General features: G+C 73.3%; 20 protein-coding genes and 1 tRNA gene. 13 read left to right on the top strand and 8 right to left on the bottom strand.

All coding sequences use genetic code 11. The features are described from left to right. Positions 1–24 precede the first annotated feature (24 nt). The 7 genes from AFE02nite_RS09885 to AFE02nite_RS17745 all read left to right on the top strand — a co-directional run bounded on the left by AFE02nite_RS09885 (position 25) and on the right by AFE02nite_RS17745 (position 4,884). Positions 25–396 (top strand): hypothetical protein, encoded by a 372-nt coding sequence (locus AFE02nite_RS09885; protein WP_034243182.1) that lies wholly within the window; start codon positions 25–27, stop codon positions 394–396. Next, positions 387–1,784, top strand: coding sequence for a hypothetical protein (locus tag AFE02nite_RS09880; RefSeq protein ID WP_034243180.1), 1,398 nt, complete (start codon positions 387–389; stop codon positions 1,782–1,784). Before AFE02nite_RS09885 ends, AFE02nite_RS09880 begins: the two co-directional genes overlap by 10 nt. 2 nt (positions 1,785–1,786) lie before the next feature. Next, positions 1,787–2,263, top strand: a complete 477-nt coding sequence (locus AFE02nite_RS09875) for a hypothetical protein (RefSeq protein WP_052113355.1) — start codon at positions 1,787–1,789, stop codon at positions 2,261–2,263. Between the two features lie 69 nt (positions 2,264–2,332). Continuing rightward, a complete protein-coding gene (locus AFE02nite_RS09870; RefSeq protein WP_052113354.1) occupies positions 2,333–3,190 on the top strand; it encodes a bifunctional DNA primase/polymerase in 858 nt (285 codons plus the stop codon). A 10-nt stretch (positions 3,191–3,200) separates the two neighbouring features. Continuing rightward, a complete protein-coding gene (locus AFE02nite_RS09865; RefSeq protein ID WP_146819558.1) occupies positions 3,201–3,458 on the top strand; it encodes a helix-turn-helix transcriptional regulator in 258 nt (85 codons plus the stop codon). A gap of 2 nt (positions 3,459–3,460) precedes the next feature. Further along, positions 3,461–4,579 carry a tyrosine-type recombinase/integrase gene (locus tag AFE02nite_RS09860; protein ID WP_222594380.1) on the top strand — a complete coding sequence of 373 codons (1,119 nt, stop codon included), beginning with the start codon at positions 3,461–3,463 and terminating at the stop codon, positions 4,577–4,579. Then, positions 4,576–4,884: a helix-turn-helix domain-containing protein gene (locus tag AFE02nite_RS17745; protein ID WP_146819557.1), complete on the top strand. Its 309-nt coding sequence runs from the start codon at positions 4,576–4,578 to the stop codon at positions 4,882–4,884. Before AFE02nite_RS09860 ends, AFE02nite_RS17745 begins: the two co-directional genes overlap by 4 nt. A 7-nt stretch (positions 4,885–4,891) precedes the next feature. On the opposite strand, the gene AFE02nite_RS09850 is transcribed toward AFE02nite_RS17745, so the two are convergent. From AFE02nite_RS09850 to AFE02nite_RS09825, 7 genes are all read right to left on the bottom strand, one after another. Then, positions 4,892–5,161, bottom strand: a complete 270-nt coding sequence (locus AFE02nite_RS09850; protein WP_034243178.1) for a hypothetical protein — start codon at positions 5,159–5,161, stop codon at positions 4,892–4,894. Positions 5,162–5,230: 69 nt separating this feature from the next. Continuing rightward, positions 5,231–5,386 (bottom strand): hypothetical protein, encoded by a 156-nt coding sequence (locus AFE02nite_RS17400; protein WP_186814524.1) that lies wholly within the window; start codon positions 5,384–5,386, stop codon positions 5,231–5,233. A gap of 85 nt (positions 5,387–5,471) precedes the next feature. Next, complete coding sequence (locus AFE02nite_RS09845; protein ID WP_034243177.1) at positions 5,472–6,488, bottom strand: ImmA/IrrE family metallo-endopeptidase; 1,017 nt, start codon at positions 6,486–6,488, stop codon at positions 5,472–5,474. A 7-nt stretch (positions 6,489–6,495) separates the two neighbouring features. Further along, positions 6,496–7,161 (bottom strand): hypothetical protein, encoded by a 666-nt coding sequence (locus tag AFE02nite_RS09840; RefSeq protein ID WP_034243174.1) that lies wholly within the window; start codon positions 7,159–7,161, stop codon positions 6,496–6,498. Further along, on the bottom strand, positions 7,154–7,687 hold the full coding sequence (locus tag AFE02nite_RS09835) for a sigma-70 family RNA polymerase sigma factor (protein ID WP_261765567.1): 534 nt from the start codon (positions 7,685–7,687) through the stop codon (positions 7,154–7,156). The genes AFE02nite_RS09840 and AFE02nite_RS09835 overlap by 8 nt, the downstream gene beginning before the upstream one ends. Positions 7,688–8,007: 320 nt before the next feature. Beyond that, a tRNA-Lys gene (locus AFE02nite_RS09830) sits at positions 8,008–8,080 on the bottom strand. A 54-nt stretch (positions 8,081–8,134) separates the two neighbouring features. Further along, on the bottom strand, positions 8,135–8,779 hold the full coding sequence (locus AFE02nite_RS09825) for an FMN-dependent NADH-azoreductase (protein WP_034243172.1): 645 nt from the start codon (positions 8,777–8,779) through the stop codon (positions 8,135–8,137). A gap of 81 nt (positions 8,780–8,860) precedes the next feature. On the opposite strand from AFE02nite_RS09825, the gene AFE02nite_RS09820 reads away from it, so the two are divergent. Then, positions 8,861–9,367, top strand: a complete 507-nt coding sequence (locus tag AFE02nite_RS09820) for a MarR family winged helix-turn-helix transcriptional regulator (protein ID WP_186814523.1) — start codon at positions 8,861–8,863, stop codon at positions 9,365–9,367. An 11-nt stretch (positions 9,368–9,378) separates the two neighbouring features. Here AFE02nite_RS09820 and AFE02nite_RS09815 read toward each other — a convergent pair whose 3' ends face one another. Further along, entirely contained in the window at positions 9,379–13,524 is a 4,146-nt protein-coding gene (locus AFE02nite_RS09815) for a beta strand repeat-containing protein (protein WP_146819554.1), read from the bottom strand. A 119-nt stretch (positions 13,525–13,643) separates the two neighbouring features. Between AFE02nite_RS09815 and AFE02nite_RS09810 the strand changes: the two genes are divergently transcribed. The 5 genes from AFE02nite_RS09810 (at position 13,644) to amrA (ending at position 17,073) form a co-directional block, all read left to right on the top strand. Continuing rightward, positions 13,644–14,048 carry a DUF6916 family protein gene (locus AFE02nite_RS09810; protein WP_034243160.1) on the top strand — a complete coding sequence of 135 codons (405 nt, stop codon included), beginning with the start codon at positions 13,644–13,646 and terminating at the stop codon, positions 14,046–14,048. Then, positions 14,045–15,046: a phage tail protein gene (locus tag AFE02nite_RS09805; RefSeq protein WP_052113352.1), complete on the top strand. Its 1,002-nt coding sequence runs from the start codon at positions 14,045–14,047 to the stop codon at positions 15,044–15,046. The genes AFE02nite_RS09810 and AFE02nite_RS09805 overlap by 4 nt, the downstream gene beginning before the upstream one ends. 9 nt (positions 15,047–15,055) lie before the next feature. Beyond that, on the top strand, positions 15,056–15,592 hold the full coding sequence (locus tag AFE02nite_RS09800; protein ID WP_222594379.1) for a phage tail protein: 537 nt from the start codon (positions 15,056–15,058) through the stop codon (positions 15,590–15,592). Positions 15,593–15,653: 61 nt separating this feature from the next. Continuing rightward, positions 15,654–16,478 carry an AmmeMemoRadiSam system protein B gene (gene amrB / locus AFE02nite_RS09795; RefSeq protein ID WP_034243158.1) on the top strand — a complete coding sequence of 275 codons (825 nt, stop codon included), beginning with the start codon at positions 15,654–15,656 and terminating at the stop codon, positions 16,476–16,478. Then, positions 16,471–17,073 (top strand): AmmeMemoRadiSam system protein A, encoded by a 603-nt coding sequence (gene amrA, locus AFE02nite_RS09790; protein ID WP_052113351.1) that lies wholly within the window; start codon positions 16,471–16,473, stop codon positions 17,071–17,073. The genes amrB and amrA overlap by 8 nt, the downstream gene beginning before the upstream one ends. The last annotated feature ends 13 nt before the right edge of the window (positions 17,074–17,086 follow it).

Raw genomic sequence — 17,086 nt, 5'->3', positions numbered from 1 at the left:
ACCGGATCGGCGAGGAGGGCTGTCGTGGACGAGACCGCCGAGTCGATTGCTCGCCTGGACGACTTCCAGGTCGCTGACGTCATTGCCTCGGTGCGAGGCCTCCTCGACGTCGCGCTCGACCGATGTGCCCCAGGCTCGGCGGCAGCGCTGGAGATCTGCGCCGCATGGGAGGGGCTCGATGTCGTCGCAGCCGCATCCGTCACTGTTCAGAGGCTGCCGTCGGAGCTGAGCGCGCTGGGAGTCCTGGCGACCGCGCGACGCCTGGTGCGCGGGGCGATTCTCCGCGTCGAGCCCTTGTCGGCGGCCCTCCTCCTCGCCGAAGCCCTGCGGCACCTCGACACAGCGGCGCGGATCCTCGCGGCCGAAGAGCTTGGCGAGGCCTCGCCGTGGGCCTGATCTACGCCGGCCGGATGGAGCTGGCGACCCGCTACGCGGCCCTTGCCCTGGTCACCCCTCCCGGTGCGGCGACCGCGATGCCGGTCGGCCGGCTGCAGGACGACCTCGCGGTGCTCCTGGCGGAGATGGTGGAGACGGTGACGGGCCTCAGCATGGGCGCCGCCGTCCAGCCGGAGATCGCGGACCTGGTCCGGCATCCAGTCCGCCTGCCGCGCAGCGGCCTGGTGGCCCTGCCGCCCATCGACCGCTCCCCGGACCCTCAGCCGCCGTCGTCGCGCTGGGCGGACGTCCCGACGAGCCCGGCGCGCGCACACGGAGCGGTCCAGGTGTGGACGGGGTTGGTGGTCTCCGCCGCAACATCGGCCCAGGCCATGCGCGCCCAGGCGCACCACATGAGTGGCGCGCAGCGATGGACGGCGCTCGGCGAGGTCGCGGCGTTGGCTGAGGTCCTGGCCGTGACGAGGTCCGACCTGCTCACCGAGTTCGTGCCGGCCGGCGGCCGCGACGCGCGTGCCCGTCAGGCCGCCGCGGCGCTCGCCGTCGAGGCGCGTGAGGTTGTCCGCCTCGCCGGCGATCCTGAGGAACCCAGTGGCCCGACATGGAGCCCGATCTACCCGAGCCGCCGCATCGTCCCCGTGTCCACGCTCGCCGCACTGCCGCGGGCCGTCGAGAACGCCGGTCGGCTCCTCGCGCGGGGCGACGCTTCGATCACCGACGTGCTCTCCCTCACCAGGGTGCTCGCCCAGGCGGACCGGGGCGCGGTCGCCGTCCTGCGGGCGGCGGATGGTGCGCAGGAGGGCCCCGGCGCTCGTCTCGCGGCCCTCCTCAGCGCGCACGCCGACGAGCTGGCGGTCTCCGTCACGCAGAGCCGCGCGAACCTCGCGAGCCTCACCCCGGGCTCGGCGGCCGCTCTCGCTCAGGGTCGGGAGATCGGCGCCTCGGGACTTCCGCGGTTGCAGGCGGCCTCGCGAAGCCCCGACGACGCCCGCGCCGTCCTCACGGATGTCAGTGCGTACGCCGCCCCGACCGCGACGATGACGGTCGCCCTGCGCGATGCCGCCGCTCGGGCGGTCGCCGAGCACGGCGTGGCCGTCCGCGATCGCTCCGAGGACAGCCCGCTGCTGTGGCGGCCGGCGGCCAGCTTCGACGTCGTACCGCTGGTGCGAGCCCTGGACAGCGCCGTCGTGACCGCGCGCCGTGCGGCGATCGAGGCCACCACCGACGCGCCGGCCCCGGGAGCGGAGCGGGTCCTTCGCGCGTCCACGGCTCAGCTGCGCCATGCGCTCGCGCGTCGTCAGATCGAGCTCCGGCCCGACGCGCCGACAACCGCACCCCTGACGGCTCACTTCGAACCGGTCGGCCACGGTCGCGCCGCCAGGGGAGCGTAGGAGTGTCTGCTCCCGTCGATGACGACCACGTCGACGTGGACGCGCTCGTCGACCAGGTCCTTGGCGGTCGCCCACGGCCGGTCGTCTGGCAGCACCTGGACGCAGCCACCGCCGCGACGGCCTGGGCCGAGCTCGACACCTGGGTGCGGTGGCTCGCCAGCCGCTACAGCCTCGACCACCGCGACGTCCCACCGTGCTGGTTCGCGCATGGCCACCTGGTCGAGGAACTCTCCGCCCTGCGCACGGCGCACCGCGCATCGTTCGACCCGGCGGCGTCGCCCGTGGGGCCCGTCGAGTGGCATCAGACGTTCGCGGCCGCGCGGGGGCGGCTGCAGCTCTGGTGCGGACGGACGGGCTGCCGGCCCGGTGAGCATCGTCCCGACGCCCCGCCGGCATGGGCGACGGATCCGATGACCACCGGCTACGGGGCTCGCTTCGCCGCCCACCTCGAGGCGGACCTGTCGGCACGAGACGACTGACACGGAGACCCTGCGGTGCGCGCGGCCGGGGCTCCCTGGGTCGACCCTGCCGACGCGAGGAGGCGCACCGTGAACGACGCGGCCACGACACCGGCCCCCACGCTGCGCGACCGTGCGCTCGCCTACGCAGCCGCCGGCATCGCCGTCTTCCCGTGTGTGCCCGGCGGCAAGACGCCGCTGACGGCGAACGGCTTCCACGACGCGACGACCGACGCGGACCGCATCCGCCGATGGTGGTCGATGCGCCCGTCCGCGAACATCGCCGCACCGACCGGGGCTCCTGGTTTCGACGTGCTCGACGTCGACGTCCGGCCCGACGGCAACGGCTGGCACGCGTTCCACCGCGCCCAGGCCGCCGGGCTGGTCGACGGCTGGGTCCGGGCCGTCCTGACGCCGTCGGGCGGTCTGCACCTGCACTACCCCGGCACTGACCAGCACAACGGCAGCCTGCGCGGGCTGCACGTCGACTTCCGGGCGACCGGCGGGTACGTCCTGCTGCCGCCGTCGTTCGGCCAGACCAAGGCCTACTCCCGCGACTACCAGCTGATCGCGACGCGGCCGGGGCCTGGTCGCCCGCTGGACTGGAGCGCCGTCGTCGATCTCCTCACCCCGATCGCTGCGCGAGGCGGCGTGGGCCAGGGCATCGTCCGTCAGCGCGAGGGTGGCGACCCGACGCCGGCACTCGCCGCGCACGTGGCGCGGCAGCCCGAGGGCAACCGCGACAACGCCCTGTTCTGGGCTGCCTGTCGGGCCGCGGAGGCCGGCGTCCAGGACTTCGAGCCGCTCGTGACGGCCGCCGTGAGCGCCGGTCTGAGCGAGCGGGAGGCGGCGCGCACAGTGCTGAGCGCCCAGCGCACGGTCGGTGGCGCTGCCACCCGAACGGCCGCCGACGTCCGCCCCGTACCCGCAGCCCCCGCCCGGCTCTGAGGAGATCGCCATGCCTCGCTCGCGCACCAGTGCCGCCGCGACGACGTCGCGCGCGAGGGTGGCCGACGTCGCCCCGCCGACCGTCGAGCGGCTGTGGACCATCGGGGAGGTCTCCGCCTTCCTGGGGATCCCCATCGCGACGCTCCACCAGTGGCGGTACCTCGGCACCGGTCCGGACGCGTATCGCGTCGGCAAGCACCTGCGCTACAGCCCGGTCGCCGTGCAGGCGTGGCTGGAGAGCGAGTGCCGGCGTGAGGTGAGTGCCTGACCGTGGCCGGGAGCGTCAAGAAGCGGCCCGACGGGATGTGGCGCGCCCGGTACCGCGACGCGACCGGCAAGGAGCGCGCTCGGCACTTCGCACGGAAGGCCGACGCCGAACGCTGGCTCGCGGCGCAGGCGTCGTCCATCGCCCGGGGCGACTGGGTGGATCCGGCCAAGGCTCGGGTCACCGTCGAGGAGTGGTCGCAGGTCTGGCTCGCGACGAAGGCGCACCTGCGGCCGCGCACGCGGGAGAAGTACGAGAGCGCCCTGCGCGTGTGGGTGCTCCCGAGGTGGGGGCGGGTGGCGCTCGCGGACATCACGCACGCCGACCTCGTCAGGTGGGTCGCGGAGATCCAGGCCGACCGCAGCCCGGCGCACACGCGGCACACGCTGATCGTGATGTCGCAGATGCTCAAGCTCGCGGTCCGGGACGGGCGCCTGACCAGGAACGTCGCCGACGGCGTCCCGAAGCCGCGGCTGACGCGGCCGGTTCAGCGGTTCCTGAGCAACGAGGAGGTCGCCCGACTCGCGGCGGAGCTGCCCGAGCCGTACGACTTGCTGGTCGTGCTGCTGGCCTTCACCGGCCTGCGGTTCGGCGAGGCCGCCGGGCTCCAAGTCGGCGACGTCGACCTCGAGCGCGGCCGGGTGACCGTGAACTGGAGCATCAGTGAGCTGTCGCGCGGGGGACTCCACCGGGACGCCCCGAAGACCTACCGGCGTCGGGCCGTCCCGATCCCGGCCTTCCTCGTCGCCCGCCTGCGCGCGTACATGGCGGAGAAGCCTGCCGACGCGCCGCTGTTCACAGCGAGCAAGGGCGGCACGTTGAGGAACTCGAACTTCCGGCACTACTTCTTCGACCCCGCCGTGGAGCGCGCAGGCCTCGCGCCGCTGACGCCGCACAACCTGCGGGACACGGCCGCGAGCCTCGCCGTCGCGTCGGGGGCGAACGTGAAGGCGGTCCAGCGGATGCTCGGGCACGCGTCCGCGTCGATGACGCTGGATGTGTATTCGGGCCTGTTCGACGCGGAGCTCGACGACGTGGCGGAGCGGATGAACGCCGCCGCGACCGACGCGCTGGGTGCTTGGGGTGCGGGCGGCGGAAACGCCACAGGGGCGGACGCCGGATGAGCCCGCCCAAGCGAGGGGACGCCCCGAAGGGCAAGCCGACCCCTGTTCGCGTGACCTCGGTCAGTACCGAACGGACGCGCCGAAGGGTCCGAGAGGTCGAGCAGCCGATCATCAACATCACGCTGCAGCCGGACGAACGCCGAGTGTTCAGCGTCGTGGAGGCGGCCGCCGTCCTGGGCATCAGCCGCAGCAAGCTCTACGAGTTCATCGCCGCCGGCGAGATCCACTCGATCCGCATCGGCCGACTGCGCAAGATCCCGGTCGCTGCGATCGACGAGTTCATCACACCGCCACCGCGCCCTTGACGTTGGCCTAGACATGCGCGTTGAGCCAGTCCCAGGCCGCTTGTGTCAGCCAGCCTGAGTAGGTGTCCTTCGTGATGTCGAGCACGAGCATGCGGTCCGAAGCATCCATCGAGGGCTTCAGTCGGTCGAAGGCCTGGCTGGGGCTCAGAGACGACACGACGATCCACGTGGAGTCGAGGTAGTGCCACCAGGTGCCAAGCTCCCTGATCTTCTCGTAGAGACTGTCGTAGTTCTGTCCGGGCTTGTTGAGGTCGTAAGTGATGAGCAGTGCGGCCATTTCGCTTCTCCTTTATGGCTGGGGCGAGCCGAGGGGCCGGCGACGCGGGGATGCCGCCGGCCCATCGGGCTACTTCTCGTTGCGGACGCCCTTGTGCTGGTTCGGGCTGCCGTTGAGGATGCGGCCGGTTGCGGCGTCGCGCTTGAACCACGTGCCGCCGCGCTTGAACTCGCTGCGACCCTTGACGGCACCGATGCGGTGTCCGCGACCTGTGTTCTTGGCCATTCTTCTCGCCTCCCTTCCGACAGCCCCGGGTCCGCTTCGCGGGGGCTCTCGCTGGGTAGTCGAGATGGAGGCGGCTGGAGTTAGGTCAGGCGCGACACTCCACGCAAAGGCCGTCCACCACCAAGTGCGGACTGAACTGGAGGAAACATCGTGTGCAAGTCGCCGCATGTTTAGCGTCCCGCTCGCAACGGCAGTCGCCGCAGTTGGGGCAGAACGGCTGCCTGCACGCCTGGCATGGGTAGCCACGCCGCTGGAAGGTGGTGCCGCAGCAAGAGCCAGAGAGAAGGGGCCGGGTATCGAAGTCGCGCTGGATCGGGGCGTGAAACGTTTCGATCTTCCAGAGGTCCGAGTCGCAGAACACGGCGTAGACCCGCTTCTCGTCGCCGACGGCGTTCACGTAGAAGTCCGCCTGGGCCCCCCAAGGCGTCCACCAAGGCAACCGCTGAGACAGCGATGCCCCGGACGCAAGACCGAGAAGCGCGTGACCTTGGGTGAGTTGCTGACCGCGCCACGGGAACACTATGGGCCAGCCTTGCTCAGGGTCCGGCTTGACGCTGGCATGGGTCACTTCCTGGGTGGCCCGGTCGATGATGGCGACAGCGCCCAGGCCCGGCAAGCGCTTGGCGAGCGCGATCGCGCAGACCGGCCTGCTCGCCTGTGAAGCGTCGTAGAGGTCGATCAGATGCTGCGCCGTGAGTGGCCCCGCGCCGATGACCGTGAGGGCCGCAGCTTCTGGCAGAAGAAGGCGCTGGGCGATTCTGTCGCACGCGGTCTCAAGGAGACGACCGGGCTCATCTTGATCGGCCAGCCAGTCGTAGACGTCTGGTGCCTGGTCGACGAGCCAGTGCCCCAACTCGTGGGCAAGGGTGAAGTTCTCCCGTCGGCTCCACGGTGTCGGCGCGTAGAGGATCACGCCGTCCTGGAGAAATGACACGCCGTCACATGCACCGCCATCGTCGCGGGCATCGGAGAGGTGCTCCGCGGGTCGAACCGTCAGTTTCAAGTCCTCGCGGAGAACCGCCATCGGGCTCTCCGTGAAGCGTGCTCGCACGTCATCGGTCAGCAGGGAGAGGGCCCGTTCGACGCAAACTTCCAGGTTCATTCGAGCCTCACTCCTCATCGGCCCCTTCAACAGACGCGACGAGAGCGTCTAGCGATCGCAGAAGCTGTTCCGAGTCGGGCCGTTCGCCGCGGTGCACGGTCGCAAGCATCCGGCTTTCGAGCGTCGCGGCGGCCACGGCACGCGAGACCTGTCTGGCCTCCGCCCAGCGGTTCACGAGCTGCTCGAACTTCGGGTGTTCACGTGCGACGGAAATCGGTTCAGGCAGTGACTGAGAAATAGCGGGTGAGATCAGTCGGTCCACCGGCGTGACAAGGATCTCCGCGATTGCTTGCACGACAGCGGGGGGCACATCGATGGCGGTACGCGTCTCCCACCTGAAGACGTCGCTCCTCTCGAAGTCCCAGCCGCGCTCTCGCAGCCGTGCCGCGACGTCACTCACACTTAGGCGCGCGCGCTTTCTTGCACGTGACAACGCCGGCGAGTCGAGCCTGCATTCGCGATCGGGGACAAGTCCAAGCATTGCCGCCACCGCGTCATCCTCGAGTCTGGGTGCACTCCAGGCCGACAACCAGAGCGCGCTCGCCGTTTGGAGCAAGCTGGCCAACTCGTCTCGGTCCGGACCGCTCAGTTCGGCGGTCCGCAGAATCCGTTCGCGCTCCTCAGGCCTCTCGATCAGCTCCGACAGAAGCCGGTCGCGCTCGTCCTCATCCATCTCTTCCCTCCCTTCTACCCATCTCGTCTCGAAGGAGTGCCAGCGCTCGGGTGATCATCTGGCTGACGCGGGCCGGGCTCACGCCCAGCTCGATGGCCACGTCTGCGCGCGGTCGCTCGAGTGCCACGGTCTGCCATACGGCCGTTCGATGACGCTCGTCCAAGACCGAGAGACTGGCCCTGGCCAGCGCCGCTCGTCTACCTCGGTCGTGAGCATCGGCGACGTCTTCCGCGATGTCTGTTGTCTCAGCGCGATCATGTGCGGACGTGACGAGCTCGGGTCCGCCGTGCCGGACCTCCGCAGAGCGAACTCGATCGAGCGCCTTCCGCTTCGCAGCGGTCACGAGGAACGCTTCCCAGTTCCGCACGTCTCGCGGAGACGCCATGATCGAGACCATCGCGTCACTCACCGCGTCCGACGCCTCAGAAGCCCGACCCGCCTCTCGCAGCACGGAGGCAGCGACCCTGTGCATCGCATCCCGATGACGGAGGTACAGCGCACCAAGGTCCGGCGGGACGGTGGTCACCGTCGCCGCCTGACCTGCCCGGCCAAGCGCCGGCACGATCGAGGCTCTCTACCCATTCCGGCCATGTCCTCCTCGCCTCGAAGTCGAGACGGCTCGACTGAGCGTTAGGCCACAGGGGTGGCTGGGCTCTGTCCGGAGCGATTGTCCCGCGCCGGGTCGACACGACCCCGCATCGACACGGGCGACGGCGCCGTCGTCGAGTCGAACATCGAGTCGCGGGCCGAAGTGCGGACTGGATGCGGACTTGCGGCCCAAGTGGACGCCCTCTGCTGGCCCTCTTCGAGGCTCCTGCAAGCCTCTGACCTGCACAAACACCACGGTGGGCCCCGTGGGGATCGAACCCACAACCCGCGGATTAAAAGTCCGCTGCTCTGCCAGTTGAGCTAGAGGCCCGGCGCGCGGACCTCGATCCGCGCGGGGCCAGCGTACGGCCCGACCTCGCCCGCGCTACCGCACCCCGACGCGCGACGCCGCCCGGCCGCCCGCCTCGTACGCGGCCTCCTGGGCGGTCTTCCGCAGGAGCGCCGCGGTCTCGATGAACGCGTCCATGGCGGGGTTGACCCCGGCCAGGGTCAGCTCGCGCTCGACCACCACGAGGTCGGCGCCCCAGACGTCCGCGACGATCCGGCGCAGGTAGGCGGTGTTGTGGTCCCAGCCCTCGCGGGGGGCGCCCGGGCCGTAGCCGCCGCCGCGCGTCGTGAGGACGACCGTCGGCGTGCCGTCGAGGAGGCGCTCGCCGCTGGTGCCGCCGGCGATGGCGAGGTCGATCCACGTCTTGACGTGCTGCGACACGCCCCAGTTGTAGAGCGGCAGGGCGAGGATCGCGCCGTCGGCGTGGCGCAGCTCGTCGGCGAGGGTCGCGGCGAGCGCGATCGCGTCGCGCTGCTCGGGCGTGCGCTGGTCCTCGGGCATGAACCCGCCGAGGACGGCCGTCGACCACGCGTCGGCCGGGAGAGGGTCGGCAGCCAGGTGGCGCCGGACGAACGTCGCGCCGGGCTGGGCGGCGGTCCAGCCGGCCTCGGCGAGGTCGGCGAGCTCGCTGCTCGCGGAGTGCGGACCCTGGATGCTGGCGTCGATACGCAGGACGGACATGGCTGCTCCCTCGGCTTGAATGTTCAACCCCACTGTCACACGAAGGGCTTGAACATTCAAGCCGGGCCGTACGATGGGCGCGTGCCCGACGAGACGCCTTGGCTCGACCGCGACGAGCGCCATGCCTGGATGTCGCTCATGGCGATGCTCATGAGCCTCCCGCCGGCGGTCGACGCCCAGCTCAAGCGGGACAGCGGCCTGAACTTCTTCGAGTACTCGATCCTGTCCCAGCTCTCGGCGCCGCCGAGCCGGCGGGTGCAGATGAGCCCGCTGGCCCAACTCACCGGCGGCTCGTTGTCCCGGCTCTCGCACGCGGCGAGCCGGCTCGAGGAGCGCGGACTCGTCCGCCGGCACGTGGTCACCGACGAGGCGCGGTGCACCGAGCTGGAGCTGACCGAGGAGGGCATGGCGTTCCTCGAGGCGGCGGCACCCGGTCACGTCCGCGAGGCGCGCCGCCTGGTCTTCGACTCCCTCACACCCGACCAGGTGCGCCACCTCCGCGACATCACGCAGGCCATCACCGCGGCCGCGGCCCCCGACGTCGCCGCGGTGCTCCGCGACGCCATCGTCGCCTCCGACGACCTCTGAGGCCGCAGGCGTCAGCCGCGCAGCTCCCGACGCCGCGCGGCCCCCGCCAGCACGACGACGCCCGCCGCCGCCAGCAGCGCGCTCAGCGCCACCAGGGGCAGGGGGTCGGCGCCCGTGTCGGACAGGGCCGGGCGCGTGCCCGTCCCGCCGCCCGTCCCGCCTCCCGACGCAGCCGGTGGGACGACGACGTCGAGCGCGGTGCTCACCGTCACCGAGCCACCTGCCGTGGTGACGGTCAGGCGCACATGCGCGCCGTCGTCGGCCGCGGCCGGGGTCAGCGTGACCGAGTGCGTGGTCCGGACCGCCGGACCGGCTGCCTGCGCGGCCAGGCCGGAGCCGAGCGCTGACGGCAGGGGCGCGTTGGCCACCGAGGCACCGACCGCCGGCGCGCCGGCCACCGGTGCGCCGGCCGCCCACCCCGCGGGCAGCGGCGACCAGGTGACCCCGCCATCGCGGGAGACCTCCCACTGCGCCGTCGTGCCCGCACCCAGCACCGTCCACGTGAGCGTCCTGGGGGCGCCCGCGGTGAGCGTCGTCAGCGGCCCAGGTCCGTCGAGGACCTGTGGCGCCTCGGCGACGACCAGCTCCGCCGGCGCGCTCACGGCGTCGGTCACGCCGCTCACGAGCTCCGCGGAGGCCACGGCGCGGAAGAGCCTTCCGTCGTCGGCGAGCGTCGCGGTCAGGGTCAGCGCCAGGCCGCCGCCGACGGCCTCCCACGTCACGCCGCCGTCCGACGACGACTGCCAGACGACGTCCGGCAGCGGGCGGCCGGACACGTCGACCGAGAACGTCACGGCGCGTCCCGGCGCCGTGGCGACGTCGTGCGGGTCGGTGACGGTCGGCGGCACCAGCACCGTGAGTGTCGCGGGGGCGCTGGTCGCCGCGCCGCGTGTGCTCGTCGCGACGGCGCGGTAGCGCGAGCCGTGCGCCGCCTCCGTGGCCGGGACGACCAGGCTCGTGCCGCTCACGCCCGGCACCGCGACCCAGTCACCGGTCGCGTCGGCATCGACCTCCCACGCCACGTCGGGGGCCGGTCGGCCCGCCACCGTCACCGAGAACGTCGCGGACGTGCCCAGGTCCGCGACCGCATTCCCCGGGCCGACGGGGAAGGTCGGGGACGTGTCGATCGTGATCCGCGCGGCGCCGGACTCGGCGGAGCCCTCCGAGTTCGTCGCGACGGCGCGCACCCACAGGCCGTCGTCGGCGGCAGCGAGGGTCCGGGTGTAGGTCCACGCGGTCTCGCCCGGCACCGGCGTCCACGTCGTCCCGTCCGTCGAGGTCTGCCACGCGATGGTCGGCGCAGGGTTCGCCTCGGCGAGCGCCCGGAACGTCACCGCGTCGCCCGCCAGCCCGCTTGCGTCGACCGGTGCCAGGAGGAACGACGGCGCCCAGCGCACCGTCAGCGTCGCGACCTGGCTGGTGGCCGTGCCTGCCGCGTTGGTCGCGATCGCCCGCACCTGCGTGCCGTCGTCGGCCCGCGTCACGTCGGCGAGCAGCAGGGACGTGCCGGTACCGGCCTCGGTCCACGGGTCCGCCGCCGACGCGCGGCGCTCCCACGTGACCGTCGCCGCGGGGTACCCGCCCACGGTGACCGTGAACCCAGCGTCACCCCCGACGGCGACGTCGGCAGCCGCCGGGTTCGTGACCGTCGGCACGTCGCGGACCGTCACCACGGCGGTCCCCGAGGGCACCTGCCCCGACCTCCCGGTGACGAGTGCGCGCACGCGCAAGCCGTCGTCGGAGGTGCTCAGCGTGCGGGTGTACGTCGCGGACGTCACGTCCGGGACGGGGTCCCAGGTCAGGCCGTCGGTCGACGTCTGCCACGCCACGCCGGGCACCGGGTACCCCTCCGCGGCGACGGTGAACGACACCGCGTCGCCAGTGCTGCCCGTGACCGACGACGGCTGCGTCGTGATCGTCGGGCCGTGGAAGACGCGCAGCGTCGCGACGTCGCTCGTCGCCGTCCCGTGGGCGTTGGTGAGCAGCGCGCGAACCTCGACCCCGTCGACGTCCACCGTGACGTCCTCGAACGTGAACGTGCCCGTGGTCGCCGAGGCCGTGAGCCAGCCGCCGCCGTTCACGCGGAACTGCCAGGTGATCGACGGCGTCGGGACCCCCGTGCCGGCGACCGTGAACACCCCGTCCTGCCCGGGGTCGACGGCGGTGTCCGCCGGCGGCGTCGTGATCGCTGGGGCCGACAGGAGCGTCACCCGTGCCGAAGCGCTCTCGACGTCGCCCGTGGCGCCCGTCGCCACGGCGCGCACCCGCAGGCCGTCGTCGCCGGCGCCCAGCGTCCGGGTGTAGCTCCAGTCCGTCTCGCCCGCCACGACGGTCCAGCTCACGCCGTCGGTCGACGTCTCCCAGGCCACCGTCGGGACGGGCCGCCCCGACGCACTCACCGAGAACGTGACCGCGTCGCCGACCAGGCCGGACACGTCGGCCGGGTCCGTCAGGTCCTCCGGGCCCCAGGCGACGCGGACCGTCGCCGCGGCGCTCGTCGCGGTCCCGCTGCTGTTGGTGAAGACGGCGCGGACCTGCGTGCCGTCGTCGGCGCGCGGCAGGTCCGGCAACGTGAGCGTGGCCGACGTCGCCCCGGGAACCGGTTCCCAGGACGACGACGCGTCGGCTCGGCTCTCCCAGGCGACGGTGGGCGCGGGTGCACCGCTCGCGGCGGCGGTGAACGTCGCGTCCGAGCCCTCGACGACCTCCGTGTCGTCGGGGTCGTCGGTGACGGCGGGCGGGATGGCGACGGCCAGGTCCGCCGAGACGGCGACGCCGTCGATGCTCACCGTCACGGTCGCCGCGCCGGCTGCCGTGAAGGTCGCGGTGGCCGGACCGGCCGCGTGGAACGGCAGCGTCGACGTGAACCCGAGGCTGGCGGGCAGCCAGCTGATCGCGGCCCCGGCCATCGCGCCGCGCAGCGCCGCCGTGGCGGCTGCGCCGTCGGAGAGGCGCAGGTCGGCCGTCGCCGTGACGGCGTCCCCGACGCTCGCCGTCGCGGGTGCCAGCGTGAGCGAGGGGACCGCGTGGGGCGCGGTCGTCGCACCGCCTGCGCTGTCGCACGCCGGCCCGAGGTCCGTGCAGCCCCACCACGTGCGGACGGCGCTGCTGGCGCCGGCGACCCCGGCGCGGGTGTCCATGTCGCCGACCGTCGTGACGTTGCCGACGATGCGCGAGTCGCTGACCACCCCAGCGTTCAGGTGCACCGCCGCGGTGGAGCCGATGCCCCCGACGGCCCGGTTACCCGCGACGTCCACGCCCGTCAGCGTCGCGGAGCCGGCGGCGACGCGGACCGCGGACCCCCGCGCCGCCCGCGTCCCCGTCGTCAGCAGGTTGCGCAGGAACGTGCTGCCGGTGACCGTCGTCGCGGGCGAGCCCCAGGCGACGTCGAGCGCGCCGCCCACGTCGATGCCCGCCGTCGTCCCGTCCACCGTGTTGTCCACGAACACCGAGCCGGTGACGTCGACCGTGTCGGTGCCCCCGACACCCGTGTAGCCGATCGCGCTGCCGCCGGCGCCGTAGGACGTGTTCTGGGAGAACGTGCAGCGCGCGACGCTCAGCGTTCCGCCCGTCATCGACACGGCGCCGCCGACGTCCGTCGGGGTGCCCACGCCGGACGCGTTGCGGTTGCCCGTGAGCGCGCAGTCGAGGAGCGTCAGGGAATCCGGCGCCGCGGGATCGACGCTCCCCGCGATGATCGCGCCGCCGCCGCCCGTGCCCGGAGTCCCGACTCCGCCACGCAGGGTGACGCCCTGGACCGTGAGGTCGACGCCGCCGGTCAGGGACGCGTCGACGTCCAGGACGCGCGAGACGCCCCGCGCGTCGATCGTCGTGGTCGCGGCCCCCGCGCCGACGAGCGAGAGGATCGACGGGTGGCCGGGGTCGATGACCAGGGCACCGAGAACGAGGGCGTACGTGCCCGCGGGCAGCGCGACCACGGCACCGCCGGACGCGTCGGCGGCCTGGCAGAGCGCCTCGCGCAGGGACGTCGTGGCCAGGCCGTCGTCGCAGTCGGGTCCGATGGCGGCGTCGGCCGTCGTCGTGACGGTGATCGTGGCCGCCGCCTGCGCGGGGGCCACGACGGCGCCAGCCGTCACGGCTGCGAGGACGATGCCGACGGCGATCGGACGTGCGGGCACCCGTCGGCCAAAGATCATGGTGCGAAGGTTAGGGGGTTTCACCCGCGCTCCATGATCGGACTGCGGGTGAAGCCCTCTAGGCTCGCCCGAGCGGGCGCCGGCCCTGCCCTGCAACGAACCATCGGGAGGCCCAGGTCGTGATCGAGAGCCCCGTGGAGGCGCCCGCGGGCGTCAGTCGCCGCGCCGTCCTCGCCGCCGGCGCCGGCGTCGCCGGCGTGGTGGCGGTCGGCGTCGTGGCCGGTGTGCAGCTGGTCACCCGCGCGCTACCGCTCGACGGACTGGTGCTCGCAGGGATGGTCGGCCAGACGTTCGTCGACACGGCCACCGGCACGCACCTGACCCTCGAGTCCGTCGACGGCCTGGCCGGCGAGACGGTCGCGGCCGAGCGCTTCTCGCTCCTCTTCCTGGCCGCCGACGACCTGCCCGAGGCGATCCGCACCCTCCGCCACCCCGACGGCGACCTGCTCGTCTACCTCGGTCCGGTCACGGCGGACCCGCGCGTGCTCGAGGCGGTCGTGAACCGGACAGGGGGCGCGGCGTGACCGGGTATGTCGGCGAGGTGCGGATGTTCGGCGGCTCGTACGTGCCCCAGGGCTGGGTCGCCTGTGAGGGAGACGTGCTCCCCGTCGCGAGTTACCTGGACCTCTTCTCGGTGATCGGCTTCACCTACGGCGGCAACGGCACCAGCCTGTTCGGGGTGCCCGACCTGCGCGGGCGAACCCCGCTGGGCGTGGGCGACGGCCCCGGACTGACGCCACGCTCCTCCGGGGAGATCGGCGGTCAGGAGCGCGTCTCACTCACCTCCGCCCAGATGCCCTACCACCGGCACGACCTCCGGGCCTCCGGGGCCGAGGCCACGACGACCGATCCGGCCGGGAACACGTGGGGCGTCTCACCTGACGGCGCGCCGTACGCTCCGGCGGCGGGCTCGGCGTCGTTCGCGCCCGCGGCCGTGCGGACCGCGGGCACCGGAGCGGCGCACGAGAACCGGTCCCCCGTTCTCGGCGTGGCCTTCGGGATCTGCCACTACGCCGATCCGGGCACCGACGACGGTGACACCACGATCGGCGAGATCCGGCTCTGGGCCGGCCCGACCCCACCCGACAACTGGCGGCTGTGCGACGGAGCCACCCTCGACATCGCCGACAACGTGGCGCTCTTCAGCATCCTCGGCACCACCTACGGCGGCGACGGCATCCGGGACTTCCGCCTGCCCGACCTGCGCGGACGCGTCCCCGTGCACGTGGGGGGCAGCCGGGTCGCCGGGCAGACCGGCGGCGTCGAGCAGGTCGCGCTGACGACCGCGCAGATGCCGGCGCACACCCACGACATCACCGCGACGTCCGCCGCCGCGTCGTCGTCGTCGCCCGTCGGGGCGACCTGGGCGGTGGCGGACCGCCCGACCTACTCCTCGGCCGCGCAGGTCGCCGCTGCGCCGACGGGCATCACCGGCGGCGGGCAGGCGCACCCGAACATGCCGCCGTACCTCGCCCTCTCGTTCATCATCGCCGTGGCCGGCGTCTTCCCGAGCCGGAACTGAGGAGACGTCGTGTACCAGCCGTACCTCGGCGAGATCCGGATGTTCGCCGGGACCTTCGCGCCCCGAAACTGGGCCCTCTGCAACGGTCAGCTCGTGCCGATCCAGCAGAACACCGCGCTCTTCTCGCTCCTGGGCACCACCTACGGAGGGAACGGCCAGACGACCTTCGCGCTGCCGAACCTCCAGGGCATGAGCCCGGTCGGTGCCGGCGCCGGCGCCGGGCCGGGGCTGACGTGGATCGACCGCGGGCAGGTCGCCGGGAGCGCGACCGTCACGCTGGTCCAGTCCGAGCTGCCAGCGCACACCCACTCGATCCCGGCGGTCGATGGCGTCGGCACCAGTGCGAACCCGTCCGGGGCGGTGCCTGCGCAGTCCGGCCGGGGCCGCGCCCGCGCGCAGCTGTACGGCCCGGTCGCCTCGTCGGTCTCCATGTCGGCGGCGGTCGTCGCCCCGGCGGGCGGCGGCCAGCCGCACGAGAACATGCCGCCGTTCCTGGTCGTCAACGTCGTCATCTGCCTCGCGGGCCTCTGGCCGCCTCGGCCCTGATCCGCGGGGCCCGCCGGCGGCCCCGGACGGATCTACGCTGGACGGGTAGAGGTGATGCCCCGTGCGCACGCCCGTCGTCCGTGAACCCGCCGTCGCGGGCCGGTTCTACCCCGCCGACCCCGTCGAGCTCCGCGCCACCGTGGACGCACTGCTCGACGAGGTGCCCGCGCCGCCGCCCGATGCTCCCGTCCCGCGGGCGGTGATCGTCCCGCACGCCGGGTACGTCTACTCCGGGTCCACCGCGGCCCTGGCGTACGCCCGCGTCGCCCGCGGGCGCGGCACGCTGCGCCGCGTCGTCGTCGTCGGGCCCACGCACCGGGTCCCGGTGCGCGGTGTCGCCCTGCCGGGTGCCGACGTCTTCCGCACCCCGCTCGGCGACGTGCCCGTCCCGCACGCGTGGGCGCAGGAGCGCCTCGCCGACGTGCCCGCGACCGGCGTCGCGCCGCAGGTGCACCGCCACGAGCACTCCGTCGAGGTCCAGCTCCCGTTCCTGCAGCGCGTGCTCGACGACGTCGACGTCGTCCCCCTGCTCGCGGGCGACGCGCTCGGCGAGGAGGTCGCCGACGTGCTCGAGTCGCTGTGGGACGACCGGACGCTGGTGGTCGCCAGCTCCGACCTGTCGCACTACCTGACCTACGACGAGGCCCGGCGCGTCGACGCCGGGACGATCGCGCAGATCACCGAGCTCGACGCGCCGCTGGACCACCTGCAGGCGTGCGGCGCCACCCCGGTCAACGGCCTGCTCGTCGCGGCCCGACGCCGCGGGCTGCGCCCGATCCTGCTCGGCGCGTGCAGCTCCGGCGACACCGCGGGGGACCGGTCGCGCGTCGTCGGGTACTGCTCGTTCGCGTTCGACGGGCCCGAGGAGGGCGACGGCGATGACTGAGGCGCCGCACGCACCGGCCGCGCTCGAGGCCCTGCCCGACGACGCCGGCGACGTCCTCCTGCCGGCCGCCCGCGCCGCCATCGGGCAGGCGCTGGGTGTGCCCGCCCCGGCCCTCGGGGAGCCGCCGGCCTGGGCGCTCGAACCCGGCGCGTGCTACGTCACGCTCACCCGGGAGGGGAAGCTGCGCGGCTGCACCGGGACGCTCGTCGCGCACCGGCCGCTGCTGGCGGACGTGCAGGTCAACGCCGTGAACACCGCCCTGCGCGACCGCCGGTTCGCGCCGATGACACCGGACGAGGTGCCGCTCGTGGTCATCGAGGTGGCGGTCCTGTCGGCGTCCCGCCCGCTGGCCGCCTCGAGCCTGCCGGAGGCCTACGCCGCGCTGCGGCCCGGGGTGGACGGCGTGATCGTCGAGGCGGGCGCGTGGAACCGGGCCACCTTCCTGCCGAAGATGTGGGAACCGCTGCCGGAGCCGGCGGTGTTCCTCGAGCACCTGTGGCGCAAGGCGGGCCTGGCGCCCGGCGTCTGGCACGAGGGGACGCGGCTGCGGACCTACACGGCCCGCTCGTGGCGGGAGTCGCCCGGGCCCGCGTGAGCGCGGTCGCCCG

It is taken from the genome of Actinotalea fermentans, from assembly GCF_007991475.1.
In the GTDB taxonomy this organism is placed as follows: domain Bacteria; phylum Actinomycetota; class Actinomycetes; order Actinomycetales; family Cellulomonadaceae; genus Actinotalea; species Actinotalea fermentans.
This window is presented reverse-complemented; position numbering and strand designations above follow the sequence as displayed.

Coding starts and splice junctions, on each gene's coding strand:
- AFE02nite_RS09850 (WP_034243178.1), bottom strand. CDS start 5,161: ATGGCCGCACTGCTCATCACTTACGACCTCAACAAGCCCGGACAGAAC.
- AFE02nite_RS09845 (WP_034243177.1), bottom strand. CDS start 6,488: ATGAACCTGGAAGTTTGCGTCGAACGGGCCCTCTCCCTGCTGACCGAT.
- amrA (WP_052113351.1), top strand. CDS start 16,471: ATGACTGAGGCGCCGCACGCACCGGCCGCGCTCGAGGCCCTGCCCGAC.
- AFE02nite_RS09815 (WP_146819554.1), bottom strand. CDS start 13,524: ATGATCTTTGGCCGACGGGTGCCCGCACGTCCGATCGCCGTCGGCATC.
- AFE02nite_RS09825 (WP_034243172.1), bottom strand. CDS start 8,779: ATGTCCGTCCTGCGTATCGACGCCAGCATCCAGGGTCCGCACTCCGCG.
- AFE02nite_RS09840 (WP_034243174.1), bottom strand. CDS start 7,161: ATGGATGAGGACGAGCGCGACCGGCTTCTGTCGGAGCTGATCGAGAGG.
- AFE02nite_RS17400 (WP_186814524.1), bottom strand. CDS start 5,386: ATGGCCAAGAACACAGGTCGCGGACACCGCATCGGTGCCGTCAAGGGT.
- AFE02nite_RS17745 (WP_146819557.1), top strand. CDS start 4,576: ATGAGCCCGCCCAAGCGAGGGGACGCCCCGAAGGGCAAGCCGACCCCT.
- AFE02nite_RS09865 (WP_146819558.1), top strand. CDS start 3,201: ATGCCTCGCTCGCGCACCAGTGCCGCCGCGACGACGTCGCGCGCGAGG.